Source organism: Bifidobacterium sp. LH_424, from assembly GCF_056356895.1.
The window spans coordinates 119266-137357 of the sequence record NZ_JBKEVC010000009.1; the positions used below are offsets into that span (position 1 = coordinate 119266).

Annotated in this window: 15 protein-coding genes, 1 tRNA gene and 1 rRNA gene; 16 read left to right on the forward strand and 1 reads right to left on the reverse strand. The window is 66.0% G+C overall.

Features of this window, described 5'->3' with window-relative positions; all coding sequences use genetic code 11:
* The first annotated feature begins 37 nt into the window (after positions 1 to 37).
* Complete coding sequence (locus AC1AYP_RS08310) at positions 38 to 763, forward strand: HAD family hydrolase (protein ID WP_476547502.1); 726 nt, start codon at positions 38 to 40, stop codon at positions 761 to 763.
* On the opposite strand, the gene AC1AYP_RS08315 is transcribed toward AC1AYP_RS08310, so the two are convergent.
* Positions 741 to 1685: an AEC family transporter gene (locus tag AC1AYP_RS08315; protein WP_476547504.1), complete on the reverse strand. Its 945-nt coding sequence runs from the start codon at positions 1683 to 1685 to the stop codon at positions 741 to 743. The two genes, AC1AYP_RS08310 and AC1AYP_RS08315, sit on opposite strands and share 23 nt — an antisense overlap.
* Positions 1686 to 2000: 315 nt before the next feature.
* Between AC1AYP_RS08315 and dapE the strand changes: the two genes are divergently transcribed.
* The 15 genes from dapE to AC1AYP_RS08390 form a co-directional block, all read left to right on the forward strand.
* Entirely contained in the window at positions 2001 to 3206 is a 1206-nt protein-coding gene (gene dapE, locus AC1AYP_RS08320) for a succinyl-diaminopimelate desuccinylase (protein ID WP_476502728.1), read from the forward strand.
* A gap of 276 nt (positions 3207 to 3482) precedes the next feature.
* Positions 3483 to 6479: an Rne/Rng family ribonuclease gene (locus AC1AYP_RS08325; protein WP_476502727.1), complete on the forward strand. Its 2997-nt coding sequence runs from the start codon at positions 3483 to 3485 to the stop codon at positions 6477 to 6479.
* Between the two features lie 214 nt (positions 6480 to 6693).
* Positions 6694 to 7002: a 50S ribosomal protein L21 gene (rplU, locus tag AC1AYP_RS08330; protein WP_476502726.1), complete on the forward strand. Its 309-nt coding sequence runs from the start codon at positions 6694 to 6696 to the stop codon at positions 7000 to 7002.
* 55 nt (positions 7003 to 7057) lie between these two features.
* On the forward strand, positions 7058 to 7309 hold the full coding sequence (gene rpmA / locus AC1AYP_RS08335; RefSeq protein ID WP_476502725.1) for a 50S ribosomal protein L27: 252 nt from the start codon (positions 7058 to 7060) through the stop codon (positions 7307 to 7309).
* A 122-nt stretch (positions 7310 to 7431) separates the two neighbouring features.
* Entirely contained in the window at positions 7432 to 9111 is a 1680-nt protein-coding gene (gene obgE, locus AC1AYP_RS08340; RefSeq protein WP_476502724.1) for a GTPase ObgE, read from the forward strand.
* 144 nt (positions 9112 to 9255) lie between these two features.
* Positions 9256 to 10389 carry a glutamate 5-kinase gene (gene proB, locus AC1AYP_RS08345; RefSeq protein ID WP_476502723.1) on the forward strand — a complete coding sequence of 378 codons (1134 nt, stop codon included), beginning with the start codon at positions 9256 to 9258 and terminating at the stop codon, positions 10387 to 10389.
* Between the two features lie 81 nt (positions 10390 to 10470).
* Positions 10471 to 11679 carry a pyridoxal phosphate-dependent aminotransferase gene (locus AC1AYP_RS08350; RefSeq protein WP_476502722.1) on the forward strand — a complete coding sequence of 403 codons (1209 nt, stop codon included), beginning with the start codon at positions 10471 to 10473 and terminating at the stop codon, positions 11677 to 11679.
* A 187-nt stretch (positions 11680 to 11866) separates the two neighbouring features.
* Positions 11867 to 11942, forward strand: a tRNA-Trp gene (locus AC1AYP_RS08355).
* Positions 11943 to 11975: 33 nt separating this feature from the next.
* A complete protein-coding gene (gene secE / locus AC1AYP_RS08360) occupies positions 11976 to 12203 on the forward strand; it encodes a preprotein translocase subunit SecE (RefSeq protein ID WP_476532598.1) in 228 nt (75 codons plus the stop codon).
* Between the two features lie 41 nt (positions 12204 to 12244).
* Complete coding sequence (nusG, locus tag AC1AYP_RS08365) at positions 12245 to 13141, forward strand: transcription termination/antitermination protein NusG (RefSeq protein WP_476502720.1); 897 nt, start codon at positions 12245 to 12247, stop codon at positions 13139 to 13141.
* 533 nt (positions 13142 to 13674) lie between these two features.
* Positions 13675 to 15426: a sodium:solute symporter family protein gene (locus tag AC1AYP_RS08370; RefSeq protein WP_476502719.1), complete on the forward strand. Its 1752-nt coding sequence runs from the start codon at positions 13675 to 13677 to the stop codon at positions 15424 to 15426.
* Between the two features lie 49 nt (positions 15427 to 15475).
* Positions 15476 to 15811 (forward strand): hypothetical protein, encoded by a 336-nt coding sequence (locus tag AC1AYP_RS08375; RefSeq protein ID WP_476547508.1) that lies wholly within the window; start codon positions 15476 to 15478, stop codon positions 15809 to 15811.
* A gap of 321 nt (positions 15812 to 16132) precedes the next feature.
* A complete protein-coding gene (rplK, locus tag AC1AYP_RS08380) occupies positions 16133 to 16564 on the forward strand; it encodes a 50S ribosomal protein L11 (RefSeq protein ID WP_476502717.1) in 432 nt (143 codons plus the stop codon).
* Between the two features lie 15 nt (positions 16565 to 16579).
* Positions 16580 to 17272, forward strand: a complete 693-nt coding sequence (rplA, locus tag AC1AYP_RS08385) for a 50S ribosomal protein L1 (protein ID WP_476502716.1) — start codon at positions 16580 to 16582, stop codon at positions 17270 to 17272.
* 744 nt (positions 17273 to 18016) lie between these two features.
* Positions 18017 to 18092 (forward strand): 16S ribosomal RNA (locus AC1AYP_RS08390); the annotation flags it as partial.

An 18092-nucleotide genomic window follows, 5' to 3' on the forward strand; every position in this document is an offset into this window, starting at 1 on the left:
GCGTGCGGCGAAACGCGTCCGCTGCGAAAGGAACATCATGAACGGGACAGACGCCATGCCGCGCATCACCATCACTGCGGGCGGCCGCACATATAGACCACGGGCCGTGCTGTGGGACCTCGACGGGACGCTCGTCGACTCCGACCCGATGTGGGTGGAGGCCGAACGTCGGTGCGCCGAACGCCACGGCGTCGTCTGGAGCGATGCACTGAGCCGCGCGATGACCGCCGCGCCGCTGCCCGTCTGCGCACGCGTCCTGCGCGAGGCAGGCGTGGGGGAGAGCGCCGACGCGGTGATACGCGGACTCGTCGCCGACGTGACCGCCATGTACGAAGCCGGCGCGGATCGCGGCGCGGGGAACGACGCCTCCTCCATTCCGTGGACGCCGGGGGCGTGGGATCTGATGCTCGCCCTGCGCGCCGCATCCGTGCCGTCCGTGCTCGTCACCGGTTCGCCGCGCTCGCTCGGGGAACGCGTCATCGCCGCCGCGCCCGCCGGCGTGTTCGTGGGACTCGTCGCCGGCGACGACGGGCTCGCGCACAAACCCGACCCCGCGCCCTACCTCGCCGGCGCGCGGCTGGCCGGCGTCGATCCGCGCGACTGCCTCGTCTTCGAGGATTCGGCGGGAGGGCTGACGGCCGCGCTCGCCGCCGGAGCACAGGCGGTCGGCGTCGAGGCGTGCGCGCGCGTGCCGTTGCCGCGCGACATGGGCTGCCCGATCGTGGATTCGCTGGAGGAGGTCAGCTCAGCAGCGCCGCGATGACGGCGATGAAGATCGGGCTGGTCATCGTGCTCATCAGGATGCCGTCCCTCGCGAACGTGAGACCCACGTTGTAGCGGGCCGCGTAGTTGTACACGTTCTGGCCGGTCGGCAGGGCGGCGAGCACGACGCACGCGTACAGCTCCGGCCCGCGGAAGCCCATCATGAAGTAGGCGAGCAGGAACGCGATGATCGGCATCACGACGTTCTTCAGCGCCGCCACCGTGAAGATCGCGGGAATGTCGCCCTTCTGCTGCAGCGGCCTCGTGCCGTGCAACGACATGCCGAACGCCATCAGGATCATCGGCACCGCCGACTCGCCGATCATGTTGATCGGGTCGTAGATGTAGTTCGGCACGGGGAACCAGCCCAGCTTCGCGTTCAGCGCGGAGACCACGATGCCGAGCAGCGAGCCGATGAGCAGCGGCTGGTGCAGCGGCTGCTTCGCGATCTCCTTGAGCGACACCTTGCCCTTCGTCGTCACGTCGAGTACGGTCAGGCCGATCGGCGTGAACAGCGCCTGCTGCATGACGAGGATCGGCGCGACCAGCGCGCCGTTGCCGAGGATGTACGTGGCGACCGGCAGACCGATGTTGTTCGAGTTCAGGTACAGCGAGTTCAGCGCGCCGATCGTCGCGTCCGGGGCCTTGAGATGGAAGAACATGCGATTGAGGACGAGGAACACGACGCCGACGAGCAGCGCCGACAGGAACGCCACGATGATCGACGGGTGGAAGATGTCGAAGATCGGCTCCTTCGACAGGATCGCGAACATCAGGCACGGGCTCGACACGAAGAACGAGAAGCGGTTGAGCACCATCTGCGCGCTCGGGCCGCCGATGCGCATGCGCGCCGCCACATAGCCCACGAAAATCACGATGCCGATGACGCAGAACCCCTGCATCGCGCTCAACAGACCCGGCATACCCGTAAAGCCCCCTCTATATCGTTGTGATATATCGTTGTGATTCCTTGATTTCTTACGAACCGTCACCTTGAGTGTGGCACAACGGCCCGCCATCCGCCCCGAAATCTCAACCAATGGCCGGGACGCGCGGCGGAGACCCCCTCAGTCTCGCTGCGCGAGCCAGCTCCCCCTCAAAGGGGGAGCAAGGAGTCAGTATGCTGCTCCCCCTTCAGGGGGAGCTGTCGGCGGAGCCGACTGAGGGGGTGTCGGCCGAGGGGAGTGAAAACGGGACGCGCGTCTTGCGTGCGCCGTCGCGCCGTTAGGATGGACGGCATGACGCTTTCCCTGAACACCGCCGCGCCGCGCGGCGAACAGCTCGAATCCCTGCTCGACCAGATCATGGGCGTGTACTCCGTCAGCGACGACGAGACCGCGCTCGCCGACGACATCGAGTCGTTCCTCAAGACCTACCCGCATCTCGACGTGCGCCGCCACGGCGACACGGTCGTCGCCTCCACCGCGTTCGGACGCGATTCCCGCGTGATCCTCGCCGGCCACATCGACACGGTGCCGGTCATCGACAACTTCCCGCCGAAGTGGCTCGAACCCGGCGACCCGCTCATCCGCGAGGACGTGGCCGCCGCCCACCCGGGCGAACGCGTGCTGTGGGGGCGCGGCGCCACCGACATGAAGGCGTCCGACGCGGTCATGCTGTACCTCGCCGCCGTGCTTGACGGTTCCACGCCCGAGACCACGCCGAAGGCCGACCTCACGTTCGTCTTCTACGACCATGAGGAGGTCGCCGCCGAGAAGAACGGCCTGAGGAAGGTCGTCGAAAGCCATCCCGACTGGATCCAGGGCGATTTCGCGATCATCGGCGAGCCGACCAACTGCGGCATCGAGGGCGGCTGCAACGGCACGATCCGCTTCGACGTGGTCACGCACGGCGTCGCCGCGCACTCCGCCCGCGCGTGGATGGGCGAGAACGCGATCCACAAGGCGGCGGGCATTCTTAACCGTCTCGCCGCGTACGAGCCGGCGGACGTGGAGGTGGACGGCCTGACCTACCGCGAGGGCCTCAACGCCACGCTCATCTCCGGCGGCAAGGGCACGAATGTGATCCCCGACGAATGCCGCGTGCACGTCAACTACCGGTTCGCGCCGGACAAGACGCTGCCCGAGGCCAAGGCACTGATGATGGGCGCGGACGCGGGCGCCGAACTCGGCAACGGCGAGCATGTCGCCACCGGCGGCGTGTTCGAGGGCTACGGCATCGAGATGAAGGACGAGTCGCCGTCCGCCCGCCCCGGCATGGACGCGCCGCTCGCCGTCTCGCTCGCCGACCTCGTGCGCGAACGCACCGGCCGCGAGCCTCTGGCGAAGCTCGGCTGGACCGACGTGGCGCGCTTCTCGCAGCTCGGCATCCCGGCCGTGAACCTCGGCGCCGGCGACCCGCTGCTCGCCCACAAGCACGACGAGCAGCTGCCCGCCTCCGAACTGCCACTCCTCGCCGACATCCTCCTTGCCTGGCTCGTCTGATTCGTCGGGAGACATGGGCCGTGCGTGAACACGCTCCGCTCAAAGTTGTGGCATACTGGAGGATGGCGGTTCTGCAAGCCGCCGACGTGCCAGATGGCGTCGATCCCCTCGCATCGGGTCTTTCCCCCGAACCTTCGCGCGAGCGCCGGTGTCCGCCGTCCGAGCCGCACAGACTTTGACTGGATTTGCTTCTGCGGGCGCAATCGATGCGCGGCCACGGTGAGAGCGTGGTGTGACAGCCGCAGCGAGCCTGAGTAAGGCCTGGCATGGTGCAGCATGCCGGCGAGGAGCATTGTGCCCACTGTGAACAACGATGGGGCCGACGAGGTCGGCGCCCTGAACATCAACGTACCCGAATCCGCCGATTCCTCCGCCGACGCATCGTCGTCCACGTCCCCCGCGCCCGCCCGTCGCCGTCGCGGCGGCCGTCGCGTGGTGCGCGGCGCCGGTGCCGCCGGCGCGTCGCTCGAACTGAAGGTCGAGGACCACTCCGCGCCGATGTTCGAGGAGCCGAAGCTGCCGGCCGCCGACCAGCCGTCGGAGACCGCCGATGCGTCGTCGTCCGACGACGCGCCCGTCGCGTCCGACGACGCCGACGAGGCGCCGGTGCGTTCGCGCCGTCGTCGCGTCTCCCGAGACGATCGCGATGACGACGATCGTCCGTCCCGTTCGCGCCGTCGCGCACGCTTCGACGACGATGACGACGACCGTGACGACGATCGTCCGTCGCGTTCCCGTCGTCGCGCCCGCTTCGACGACGATGATGATGACGTCGAGCCGGCCGATCGTCCGTCGCGCCGTCGTCGTCGCGTCTCCCGCGACGATGACGACTACGATCGTCCGGTGCGTTCGCGCCGTCGTCGCGCCGCATTGCACGACGACTACGACGATGACGACGATTACCCGCGCTACTCCCGTTCCCGCCGCGACGACCGCGAGGACGACGACGAGCAGCTGGAACGCGCCGAGGAGCTGCTCGACGTGCTGCCGATCCACGATCGCGACGAGCGTGATGACCGCGACGATCGCGGCGACAACGGGGGCCGCCGCGCCAAGCCGATGACCTCGCTGCTGTTCCAGGAGCCCGTGCTGCCGGCCGGATCGGCGCGCACGCGCGACGATGACGACGACGAGACGGAATCCCGCGACGAGCGCGAGGGCTCCGACCATGACGACGAGCGCGGGGACGGCGCCCGCGAGGGCCGCCGCACGCGCCGTCGCCGTCGCGCCGACCGCGACGCCGCCGACACGCGCGCCGACGACCGCGACGAGCGTTCGGAACGCGACGAGCGTGATGACCGCGACGCCGCCGACACTCAGGACGAGGAATCCGGCTCGACGCGCACGCGCCGCGGCCGCAACCGCCGCCTCAACGCGCAGGAGCGCCGCGCCGCCGCCGAAGTCGAGCAGATCGAGGAGGACCTCGAACTCGACGACATCTCCTACCGTCCGATCGACGAGGAGGAGAACGACGAGAACGCCGACGAGACGCGCACGCGCCGCCGTCGTCGCCGCCGCAACAAGGCCGACCAGACGTCCGGCGACGAGCGTTCCGCGCGCGAGACCGACGATCGCGACGAGCGTGACGAGCGCGCCTCCCGCGACGAGGAGGAGACGGTCACGCGCCGTCGCCGTCGCCGCCGCAACAAGGGAGGCGACGACGAGCAGATCGTCGCGCGCCGCTCCCGCAAGCAGCAGTACATCGACGAGATCACCGACGTGGAGGGCTCGACCCGACTCGAGGCCAAGAAGCAGCGCCGCCGCGACAACCGCCGCGAACGCTCCCGCCAGTCGCAGCTCATGGAACAGGACTTCCTTGCACGCCGCGAGAACGTCGAACGCCTGATGGTCGTGCGCGAGAAGGAACAGCACACGCAGATCTCCGTGGTGGAGGACAACGTGCTCGTCGAGCACTACGTGTCCGACATCCAGGAGGTGCAGACCGTCGGCAACGTGTACCTCGGCCGCGTGCAGAACGTGCTGCCGAGCATGGAGGCGGCGTTCGTCGACATCGGCCAGGCGCGCAACGGCGTGCTGTACGCCGGCGAGGTCAACTGGGACGCGACGCGCCTCGAAGGCCAGCCGCGCCGCATCGAACTCGCGTTCAAGTCCGGCGACCCGGTGCTCGTGCAGGTCACCAAGGACCCGATCGGCCACAAGGGCGCGCGACTGACCTCGCAGGTCACGCTCGCCGGCCGCTTCCTCGTGCTCGTGCCGTCCGGCGGCATGACCGGCGTGAGCCGCAAGCTTTCGGAGCGTGAGCGCTCCCGCCTGAAGAACATCGTCTCGAAGATCGCCCCGAAGGACATGGGCGTGATCATCCGCACCGCGGCCGAGGGGGCGAGCGAGGAGGCGATCGTCAAGGATCTGGAGAGCCTCGTGCGCCAGTGGGAGCGCATCAACGCCAAGCGCGAGGAGTTCTGGCACGGCAAGCGTCCGAAGCTGCTGCAGGGCGAGCCGGACGTGGCGATTCGCGTCGTGCGCGACATCTTCAACGACGACTTCACGAAGCTCATCGTGGAGGGCGACAAGGTGTACGAGCGCATCGAGGAGTACCTCGACACGATGGCCCCCGACCTGAAGGACAAGCTGGAGAAGTGGGATCCGGCCGACCATCAGGGCAAGGACGTGTTCGACAAGTGGCAGATCGACTCGCAGCTCCGCAAGGGCATGGAACGTCAGGTGTACCTGCCGTCCGGCGGTTCGATCGTCATCGACCGCACCGAGGCGATGACCACGATCGACGTGAACACCGGTCGCTTCATCGGCCGCGGCAAGTCGCTCGAGGAGACCGTCACCCGATGCAACCTCGAGGCCAGCGAGGAGATCGCGCGCCAGCTGCGTCTGCGCGACATCGGCGGCATGATCATGATCGACTACGTCGACATGGTGATGCCCGCCAACCGCGACCTCGTGCTGCGCCGACTCGTCGAATGCCTGGCGCGCGACCGCACCAAGCACCAGGTGGCGGAGGTCACCTCGCTCGGCCTCGTGCAGATGACGCGCAAGCGCATCGGTCAGGGCCTGGTGGAGGCGTTCTCCGAGGAGTGCCCGACCTGCAAGGGCCGCGGCTTCATCCTGCATGACAAGCCGATCGTCAACGCCGATTACGACGACCCGTACGCGCTGCGCGGCGGCGACCCGTTCGTCAAGACGAACAAGCATGGCCGCGGCACCACCCCCGCGCCGGAGCCGGCCGGCTCCACGCCGGACGTGAAGGCCAAGCTCGCCCAGATCGCCGCCGCGGCCGTCGCCGCCGGCAACGACGACTGAGCCCGCTTTCTCTCAGCCCCCTCTGACGAGGGGGCTGGCGGCGAAGCCGACTGGGGGAGAGACCCCTATAACACATCCACACCTGACACGCGGACGGAACACGGTTGCGTTAGTCCGCGCGTCGGTGTAAGTTCGACTGTTGGTGTCTGACCGCGAGCCCGGCATATCCGGGTGAGTCAGGCAAGAAGCTTGCCAATTCAATAAAGGAACGATTATGTACGCGATTGTGAAGGCCGGTGGCCATCAGGAAAAGGTCGAGGTCGGCGACGTCATCCTCGTCAACCGTCTCGACGCGAAGCAGGGCGATACCGTGGAATTCCCGGTCGCGCTCGTGGTCGACGGTGCGAACGTCACCCTCGCCGCCGCTGATCTCGCCAAGGTCTCCGTCAAGGCCGAGGTCGTGAAGGACGACGCCAAGGGCCCGAAGATCAACATCCAGAAGTACAAGAACAAGACCGGCGTCGCCCGCCGCAAGGGCCACCGTCAGAAGCTGACGATGGTGAAGATCACCGAGATCGCCTGAGTTCTTGACAGCAGGTTTTCCAAACAAGCTTAATTAGTACCGAAAGGAAACGATCATGGCACATAAGAAGGGTGCTTCCAGCTCGCGTAACGGTCGCGATTCAAATCCTCAATACCTCGGTGTGAAGAAGTTCGGCGGTGAGGCCGTCGTCGCCGGCAACATCATCGTCCGCCAGCGTGGCACCAACTTCCACCCGGGCCAGAACGTCGGCATGGGCAAGGACCACACCCTGTTCGCGCTGACCAACGGCTCCGTCAAGTTCGGCGTCCGTCGTGACCGCAAGGTCGTCGACGTCATCGCCGCCTGAGCGACCAGCTGAGATTTCAGCGACAAGCGTTTCGAGAAGCCGCGCCCGCAAGGACGCGGCTTTTTCGTATCCGGCGTATTTCGAACGACCATGAACCAAGGGTCAGGATAGGGTAACAAGTTATGAGTGATTTTGTGGATCGAGTGACCGTCCATGTGAAGGGCGGCGACGGCGGCAACGGCTCGGCCGGCATCCGCCGTGAGAAGTACAAGCCGTTGGCCGGCCCGAACGGCGGCAACGGCGGTGACGGCGGCTCCGTCATCTTCGAGGCGACGCGCAACGCGACCAGTTTGCTGGACTACCGTTTCATGCCGCACCGCGTCGCGCCCAGCGGCACGATGGGCCTGGGCGACAACAAGGACGGCGTCAAGGGCAGGGACCTGATCCTGCCCGTGCCGTGCGGCACCGTGATCTTCACGGCCAAGGGCGAGCAGGGGAGCCCCAAGCACCCCGGCGAGGAGCTCGCCGACCTGCGCCATGAGGGCGACCGCTTCATCGCCGCCGAAGGCGGCGCCGGCGGCCTCGGCAACATCGCGCTGGCGAACCGCACGCGCCGCGCCCCCGGCTTCGCCCTGCTCGGCGAGCTCGGCGAGGAACGCGACGTGATTCTCGAGCTCAAGTCCATCGCCGACGTGGCGCTCGTGGGCTTCCCGTCCGCCGGCAAGTCGAGCCTCATCGCCGCGATGAGCTCCGCCAAGCCGAAGATCGCCGACTACCCGTTCACCACGCTCGTGCCGAACCTCGGCGTGGTCATCGCCGGCGACCGCCGCTACACGATCGCCGACGTGCCGGGCCTGATTCCGGGCGCCTCCCAGGGCAAGGGCCTGGGCCTCGAATTCCTGCGCCACATCGAACGCACCGAGATCATCGCGCACGTCATCGATTGCGCGACGCTCGAGGACGGTCGCGACCCGGTCAGCGACTACGAGGCGCTGGAGCACGAGCTCGCCGAATACGCGGGCTCGCTGGAACTGCCGCTCGGAGCGATCCCGATCCCGGAGCGTCCGCGCATCATCATCCTCAACAAGGCCGACGTGCCGGAGGCCAAGGAGCTCGCCGAGTTCGTCAAGCCCGAATTCGAGAAGATGGGCATGAAGGTGTTCATCATCTCCACCGCCTCGCACGAGGGCCTGAAGGAGCTCAACTTCGCGCTGGCCGAGATGGTCGCCGAGATGCGCGACGAGGTCGCCAAGCGCGAGCAGGCCGAGGAGGAGACCCGCGTCGTCATCAAGCCGTTGGAGACGCGCGGGCGTCGCCGTCGTTCCGCCGACGAGCACGGCACCCCGGTCGACTTCACCGTCGAACGCAAGGAGAACAAGCTCGGCGAATTCTGGTTCGAGGTCACCGGACGCAAGCCGGAACGCTGGGTGCAGCAGACCAACTTCGACAACGACGAGGCCGTCGGCTACCTCGCCGACCGTCTCGCCAAGCTGGGCGTCGAGGACGAGCTGCGCCGCAAGGGCGCCAAGCCGGGCGACGAGGTACGCATCGGCCGCGGCGACCGTGCCGTCGACTTCGACTGGGATCCGACCATCGCCGCCGGCGCGGAGCGTCTCGACGGCGCGCCGCTGGGCGCGCGCGGCCAGGATCTGCGTCTCGACGCCGAACAGCCGGGCTCCCGCCGCCGCACGAACGCGGAACGCCGTCGCGAATACCACGCGATGATGGACGCGAAGACCGCCGTGCGCGAGGCGATGATGAAGGAACGCAAGGCCGGCCACTGGGCCGACCCGTCCATCGACGACGACCGCCACGACGAGAAGAGCCTGTTCGGTCGCGGCGAAGACATCGAAGAGCAGTAGTCATCGTGGCTCCCTCTGACGAGGGAGCTGGACCGCGCAGCGGGACTGAGGGAGAGACCACCCGGGGGGCATGCGGATCTCTCCCTCAGTCGGCTTGCAGCCGACAGCTCCCTCGTCAGAGGGAGCCGAAACGGAAGGGGAATCATGTCCACACCATCACAGGCCGAGATCCGCAGGCGGGTGGCCGAGGCGGAGACCGTCGTCGTCAAGGTCGGTTCGAGCTCGCTCACGCAGGCGGACGGCCATCTCGACGCCGGCAAGCTCGACGCGCTGGTCGGCGCGCTCGCCTCGACGCACCTGATGGGCGCGCGCGTCGTGCTCGTCTCGTCGGGCGCCATCGCCGCGGGCTTCGGCCCGCTCGGCTTCGACGCGCGACCGGCCGACGTCGCCACGCAGCAGGCGACCGCGGCCGTCGGCCAGGGCCTGCTGATGGCGCAGTACGAGGCGTCGTTCGGCCGGTTCGGCGTGCGTGTTGGGCAGATCCTCATCACCGCGGAGGACACGATCCGCGCCACCCAGTACCGCAACGTGCAGCGCACGCTCGACCGGCTGCTCGACCTGGGCGTCGTGCCGATCATCAACGAGAACGACTCCCTCGCCTCGAACGAGATCCGTTTCGGCGACAATGACCGACTGTCGGCGCTCGTCGCGAACCTCGTGCGCGCCGACGCGCTCGTCCTGCTCACCGACGTCGACGGCCTGTACACGGCCCCGCCGTCGGAACCCGGATCGAAACGCATCGGCTACGTGCCGAACGTCGTGGACGCGCTCGGCGAGGTGAAGGTCGGCGGGACCGGCTCGAAGGTCGGCACCGGCGGCATGGTCACGAAACTGGAGGCGGCGCGCGTCGCGGCCGTCTCCGGCATCCCCACCGTGCTCACGTGCGCGGGCAATGCGGGACCGGCGCTGATGGGCGATCCGGTGGGCACCGCGTTCGCGCCGGTGAAGCGCCGTGGCTCGACGCGACGGCTGTGGATCGGCTTCGCCGCCGAGCCGCGCGGAACGATCATCGTCGACGCCGGCGCGGCCGAGGCCGTGCGCGGCGGACGCGCGTCGCTCCTCGCCGCCGGCGCGGTCGAGGTGCGCGGCGCGTTCTCCGCCGGCGACCCGGTGTGGGTGGACGCGGAGGACGGCACGCATCTGGCGCGCGGACTCGCCGGCTACGACTCCGAGGAGGTGCCGCGCATGCTCGGACGCAACACGACGCAGCTCAAGCGCATCCTCGGCGAGGAGTACGCGCATCCGCTCGTCCACCGCGACAATCTCGTGCTTGTCTGAAACGTCGCCGACTCACCAGGGGAACAGCCCGTCGGACTGTTCCCTTTTTCGCTCCCCGGGTTTATTGTGGGAGCCATGACTATGGCTGATTGGCAGACTCTCTCCGACCGTATCAATCACGTGACCCCGAGCGCCACGCTCGCCGTCGACTCCAAGGCGAAGGCCATGAAGGCCGCCGGACTCGACGTCATCGGCTTCGGCGCCGGCGAGCCGAACTTCCCGACGCCCGACTACGTCGTCGACGCGGCGGCGGCCGCCTGCCGCGACCCGAAGAACTACAAGTACACGCCCACGCCGGGCCTGCCCGAGCTGCGTCGCGCCATCGCCGACAAGACGCTGCGCGACTCCGGCTACGAGGTGACGCCCGATCAGGTCGTCGTGACCAACGGCGGCAAGCAGGCCGTCTACTCGACGTTCCAGATCCTGCTGAACGAGGGCGACGAGGTCATCATCCCGACGCCGTACTGGACCAGCTATCCGGAGGCCGTCAAGCTCGCTGGCGGCAAGCCGGTCGAGGTGTTCGCCGGGGCTGACCGCGGCTTCGAACCGGACCTCGCCGCGATTGAGGCGGCCCGCACCGAGCGCACCAAGGCGATCATCGTGACCTCCCCGAACAACCCGACCGGCGCCGTGTGGAGCGCCGAGACGATCGAAGGCATCGCCAAGTGGGCGATCGAGCACCACGTGTGGGTCATCTCCGACGAGATCTACGAGCACCTCAACTACGATGACGCGCACACCACGTACATCGGCACCGCCGTGCCCGAGGTGCGCGACCAGCTCATCGTGCTCAACGGCGTCGCCAAGACCTACGCGATGCCCGGCTGGCGCGTCGGCTGGCTCATCGCCCCCGAGCCGGTCGCCAAGGCCGCCGCCAAGCTGCAGGGCCACATGACCTCCAACGTGGCGAACGTATCCCAGCGCGCCGCCATCGCCGCTGTCTCTGGCCCGCTCGACGCCGTGTACCGCATGCGCGAGGCGTTCGACGTGCGCCGCAAGGCGATCGTCGCCGCGCTGAACGACATCGAGGGCGTGAACTGCCCGACGCCGACCGGCGCGTTCTACGCGTTCGCCGACATCACCGCGCTGCTGGGCAAGCCGCTCGGCCCCAACGGCACCGTCTCGCACTCCTCCTCCGAGTTCGCCGCCGCGCTGCTCGACGAGGCGCACGTCGCCGCCGTCCCGGGCGAGGCGTTCGGCGCGCCCGGCTACCTGCGCTTCTCCTACGCGCTGGCCGACGACCAGCTCGCCGAGGGCATGCGCCGCATGAAGGCGTACGTCGAGGCGTGACGCGTGCGTTTCGCGTAGATCGCGACATGCCGTAACATCGTTGGAATCCCGTGGTTTTGACACGGGATTCTCTGTATGTGGACACCTCGAATTGACGGATTCCGGACGAGCCGCTACTATATCTGCTTGGCGGTTTTCGCCGGGCGAAGCGTTCTCTCGAGGATGCCGAGCAAGGTGATTTTCACCTAGGGAAGTGGCGCAATTGGTAGCGCAACGGTCTCCAAAACCGTAGGTTGTGGGTTCGAGTCCCGCCTTCCCTGCCAAGGATCTATGAATACCCTGAGCGAAGGATGAATATGGCGAAGGCTAGCAAGAGCGAAAAGGCCATCAAGCCGAACGTCTTCATGCGCATCGGTCTGTTTATCAAGCAGATCATCGATGAGCTTCGCAAGGTCGTGACCCCCACCGCCAAGGAACTGTTCTTCTGGTCTCTGGCCGTTTTCATCTTCGTGCTGCTGCTGATGGCGCTCGTCACCGGCATGGACTACGGTCTGGGCAAGCTTACGCTGTGGGTGTTCGGCTGATCGTACTGACACACGACAACGAAACCCGAAGGTGAATACGCATGAGTGATGAAGTGAATCTCGAGAATCTCGACGCGCTGCCCGACCTGCCGGAGACCGCTCCGGCCGAGGCCGCCGACGTGAACGCCGACGACACGGCTTCCGCCGATGCCGCCGCCCAGACTTCCGAGACCGCGGAATCCGATGCGACCGCCTCCGAGGTTCCGGCCGAAGCGTCCGAGTCCTCCGAGACCCCGGTCGCCTCCGTCGAAACGCCCTCCATCTCCCTCGACGATGATGAGGAGCAGGAGACCAACGAATCCGAGCAGGCCGAGGCCACCGACGCCGGCCAGGCCGCCGTCGAAGCGTTCTCCAAGTCGCTGCGCACTCTCGATGGCAAGTGGTACGTGCTCCACACGTACTCCGGCTACGAGAAGCGCGTCAAGACCAACGTCGAATCCCGCATCCAGTCCTTCGGCCTCGAAGACACCATCTTCCAGATCGAAGTCCCGATGGAGGAAGTCGAGAAGCACACCGAAAAGGGCAAGAAGGTCATCACCCGCGTGCGCGTCCCCGGCTACGTGCTCATCCGCATGTGGCCCGACGAGAACGCCCGCCGCATCGTCCGCGAGACCGAAGGCGTCACCGGCTTCGTCGGCCCCACCAAGGACCCGGCCCCGCTCTCCCGCAAGGAAGTCGTCGCCATGATGGCCCCGATGATTGCCTCCGAAGCGCTCAAGAAGGCCGGCGACAAGCCCGCCGCCGCCAAGAAGCGCACCGTCGAGGTCTCCTACGCCATCGGCGACCAGGTCACCGTCACCGACGGCCCCTTCGCCACCATGGCCGCCGTCGTCTCCGACGTCGAGCCCACCACGCAGAAGCTCACCGTGCTCGTGTCCATCTTCGGCCGCGATACGCCGGTGGAGCTTGGCTTCAACCAAGTCCAGAAGCTCGACTGAAATCCAACGATGGAGCGTTAGCTTCGTTGCTCCTCGGTCGCGGTACCTTGGTACCGCTTCCCTCGGTGCGCCTTGCCGTCGCACGTGTCGCCAAACCTCAGTGAACTGACATTCTTGGAATCCCCGCCTTGGGCGGGGATTTTTCGTATTTGGGGGTATGTGCGATGCGCGGGAATCGCACATCGTGGGGGAAATGTGAGGTATCTTACATTTCTTTGCGAGACAGGCGGGGGGCGAGGCCGGCGGAATCGAACCGGTTGATGCCAATGTTCTCAGTGCGTCCGCGAACGCGGAACGGCCGCCGGAACGGTATGCGGCACGCGGTCATGCGCGCCGGAAATGCACGCGCAAACGGCGGAAATGTGCGGATTAGTTCGTCTTTGTCTTGGATTGTTTGAAATAAATAGCAATATGTTCGATACAAGTTGCGATTTTGTAAAGGTGGGTTTATATTAATACCGGTAACGCAAACATCGGCAGTGAGACCGATGCCTGTGTTCAAGGAAGAACAACTCTAGGAAAGAGGGAGCGGCATGATTGATCTTGCTGCCGGGGAATCCGCGATTCGCCTGTCGCTGAGCTGGGTGGATTGGCTTATCCTCATCATCTACTTCGCCATGATCGTCTGGATCGGCTACTCGATTCACAAGCAGCAGAAGTCCTCCGAGGACTTCCTGCTCGCCGGTCGTTCGATGCCGGCCTGGATCGCAGGCCTCGCGTTCTGCGCCGCCAACCTGGGCGCCACCGAGATCCTGGGCATGGCCGCCAACGGCGCCCAGATCGGCACGCCGACCATCCACTACTACCTGATCGGCGCCGTGCCGGGCATGGTGTTCCTCGGCATCTTCATGATGCCGTTCTACTACGGCTCCGGCGTGCGCTCCGTGCCTGAATTCATGTACCAGCGCTTCGGCAAGGGCGCGCACGTCATCGTGTCGCTCTGCTTCGCCGTGTCCACCATCCTGCAGGCCGGCATCAACCTGTACGCCATGGCCCTGATCCTGCAGGCCATGCTCGGCTGGAGCCAGTGGACCGCCATCATCGTGTCCGCCGTGTTCGTGCTCGCCTACATCACCCTCGGCGGCCTGACCTCCGCCATCTACAACGAGGTCATGCAGTTCTTCGTCATCGTCGCGGCCCTCATCCCGGTCACCGTCATCGGCCTGTCCCACGTGGGCGGCTGGAGCGGTCTGACCGCCAAGCTCGACAGCATGAAGGGCTGGAGCGGCTCCATCCACGCCTGGGCCGGCACCGGCATCGGCAACGTGACCAACCCAGTCGGCGGCGACTGGTTCTCCATCCTGATGGGCCTCGGCTTCGTGCTCGGCTTCGGCTACTGGACCACCAACTTCACCGAGGTGCAGCGCGCCTTCGCCGCGAAGAGCATGACCGCAGCCCGCATGACGCCTATCCTCGGCGCCATCCCGAAGATGCTCATCTGGCTCATCATCATCATCCCGGGCATGATCGCGGCCGCCACCGTCGGCAACCTGTTCTCCGGTGCCCACCCGGTCCTGCAGTACAACGAAGCCATCCCGTACCTGTTCAAGATGTACCTGCCGAACGGCGTCCTCGGCGTCGCCATCACCGGCATGATGGCCTCCTTCATGGCCGGCATGGCCGCGAACGTCTCCTCGTTCAACACCGTGTTCACCTACGATCTGTGGCAGGACTACGTCAAGCCCGGCCAGAACGACAAGTACTACCTGAACATGGGCCGCATCATCACCGTGATCGGCGTGTTCATCTCCGTGTTCACCGCGTGGATCGCGTCGCAGTTCGGCAACATCATGACGTACCTGCAAACGCTGTTCAGCTTCTTCAACGCCCCGCTGTTCGCCGTGTTCATCCTCGGCCTCGTGTGGAAGCGCGTCTCCAACATCGCCGGCACCGTCGGCTACGTGTGCGGCATCATCGCCCCGCTCATCACCTACATCCTGTACCTGCAGTCCGTCGCCGCCGGCAGCCCGATCTTCGGCTCCGCCACCGCCGAGACCTGGTACGGCGCCATCATCTCCTGCCTGGCCACCTGGTTCGTGGCCGCGGTGCTCACGCCGTTCACCAAGTCCAAGACCGACAAGGAGCTCGAGGGCCTGACCTTCGGCACCAACGGCATCAAGTACTTCAAGGAGGCCTCCGCCGAGGAGCTTGAGGACGCCAAGCGCGCCGCGAAGGAAGCCGGAAAGGACGTCGCCACCGTGAAGGTCCCGTGGTACAAGAAGCCGCTCATCCTGGGCACCGTGATCTTCGTGCTCGGCCTCGTCTTCTACATCCCGTTCTTCTAAACCCATCGGGTTGACCCATAGTACGTAGGAACGTCTTAAGGAGTTTGCAATGGCAGAAGAGACTCAGGGCAAGGACCTGCTGACTCAGGCCGAGAAGGACCAGGCGGTCAAGGCGGCGCGCAACAACGATCTGCGCCGGCTCATCGCCATCCTGTTCATCATCTACGGCGTGATTGTCACGATCGTCGGCATCGTCGCGCCGAACATGAACGGCGCCGACACCAACGGCATCGCGATCAACCTGTGGACCGGCATCGTCATGCTGGTCGTGGGCGTCGCGTTCGAACTGTGGTGCCGCTTCAAGCCGCTGTCGGCCGAGGACATCATCGCCTCCGCCGAGGAGTCCGTGCGCAAGGCGCAGGTCCAGCACGAAAGCTCGAAGTGAGTCGCGTGAGGTGACTCGCGTGTGAGGCGACATCCGCGCGCGGCCGGTACGCCGGCGTCGCGCGGACGCCGCCATCGCGCGGGAAAGGGGCCGTCGGGAGCATCGCTCTCCCGACGGCCCCTTTCGCGTGTCGACGACGTCGACGATGTCGGGACGGCACCGCATAATGGGATGGTTTGTGTCTGGAGGGGAGACCCGCTAGCACAGCACAGCGATATAAGTTGCGGGAGGAGACCGTGCGGACGGCCACGCATCGCTTCGGCGGCGCGTGCGGACGGACGGCGACCGATTGCACCGCGTTATAGAAAGAAGAACCATAACATGGCTCCCAAGAAGAAAGTCACCGCGCTGATCAAGCTGCAGATCCAGGCCGGCAAGGCCAACCCGGCCCCGCCGCTGGGCCCTGCGCTCGGTTCGCACGGCGTCAACATCATGGACTTCTGCAAGGCGTACAACGCCCAGACGCAGGACAAGATGGGACAGGTGATCCCGGTCGAGATCACCGTCTACGAAGATCGTTCCTTCACCTTCATCCTCAAGACCCCGCCGGCCGCGGCTCTGCTCAAGAAGGCCGCCGGCATCGACAAGGGCACCGAGAACCCGCTGACCCACAAGGTCGGCTCCGTCACCAAGGCGCAGGTTCGTGAGATCGCCGAGACCAAGATGGCCGATCTCTCCGCCCGTGACATCGAGGCCGGCATGAAGATCATCGAAGGTACCGCCCGCTCCATGGGCATCACGGTGACCGACTGATAAGGAGAAGGACAGATGGCTAAGCATTCCAAGAAGTACCTTGAGGCGGCCGAGAAGGTCGATCGCAACAACCTGTACACCCCCGACCAGGCCATCGCGCTGCTCAAGAGCATGCCGACCCGCAACTTCGACGAGTCCGTCGAAGCGGTGCTTCGCCTGAACGTCGACCCGCGCAAGGCCGACCAGCTGGTCCGCGGCACCGTGAGCCTGCCTCACGGCACCGGTAAGACCGTCAAGGTCCTCGTCTTCGCCCGTGGCCCGCAGGCCACCGCGGCGCAGGAGGCCGGCGCCGACATCGTCGGTGACGACGAGCTCATCGCCAAGGTGCAGGGCGGCTTCCTCGACTTCGATTCCGTCGTCGCCACCCCGGACATGATGGGCAAGGTCGGCCGCCTCGGCCGTGTGCTCGGTCCGCGTGGCCTCATGCCGAACCCGAAGACCGGCACCGTGACCATGGACGTCGCCAAGGCCGTCAAGGACATCAAGGCCGGTAAGATCGAGTTCCGCGTCGACAAGAACGGCAACCTCTCCTTCCTGATCGGCAAGGCCTCCTTCGAGGAGTCCGCTCTGGACGAGAACTTCCGCGCTGTCGCCGACGAGGTCAAGCGCCTCAAGCCGACCACCGTGAAGGGCCGCTACATCACCAAGGCGACCATCACCTCCACGATGGGCCCCGGCATCCCGGTCGACCCGAACGCGGTTGCCTGATGCCGTCGCTATGGTGTGACGCCGTTTCGGCGTGATGCCGTGACGTATTGAAGATCCCCGGTTCCGTAAGGAGCCGGGGATCTTTTCGTATGTGCGTGGGGCGTCGTCGTCTTGGGCCCCCTCTGTTGAGGGGGCTCCCGGCGGGGCCGGGTGGGGGAGAGTGTGCTCCCCCTGTGAGGGGGAGCTGCCGGGCCGTTCTCGCCGGGCGCGACCTTGACGACGTCTGCTCCCCCTGTGAGGGGGAGCTGCCCGCCGGGGCGGGCTGTGGGGGTTGTCGGGTTGGGTGAATGTGTGGTTGGTTGTGGGTGAATTGTGTTGGTTGGGGTGTGTGTGGTGGTGTGTGGCCGGGTAGGCTGGTGGGTGTAGGGGGTTTGGGCCCTTGTTTTCGACACGCCGTGGGAACGCCGTCGTTGCAACGTTTCGGGCGTGTTTTTCGCATGCTGGTTTGCGGTGTTGGTCGGTGTGGTGTAGGTTATTCATTCGCTGCCGCTGAGCGGTCGGGGTTCCTTCCTGTTGGTTGGTTTCCGGGGTGTTCGGCGTGTGGTGGTGGTTTGAGAACTCAAGAGTGTGTTGTACTACTTACTTCTTTATAGTCAATGATTGCCAGTCCGATTCCCGCTCGTTTTCGAGTACCCGAGGGGGTTTGATGGGGGTCGGGGTTTTTGTGCGAACGTCCTTCCTTATAGGATGTTCCGTCAATTGTTTTTAGTGAGAGTCATCTGTCGATGTCTTTCTGCAATGTTTTTTGTGGAGGGTTCGATTCTGGCTCAGGATGAACGCTGGCGGCGTGCTTAACACATGCAAGTCGAACGGGATCCTG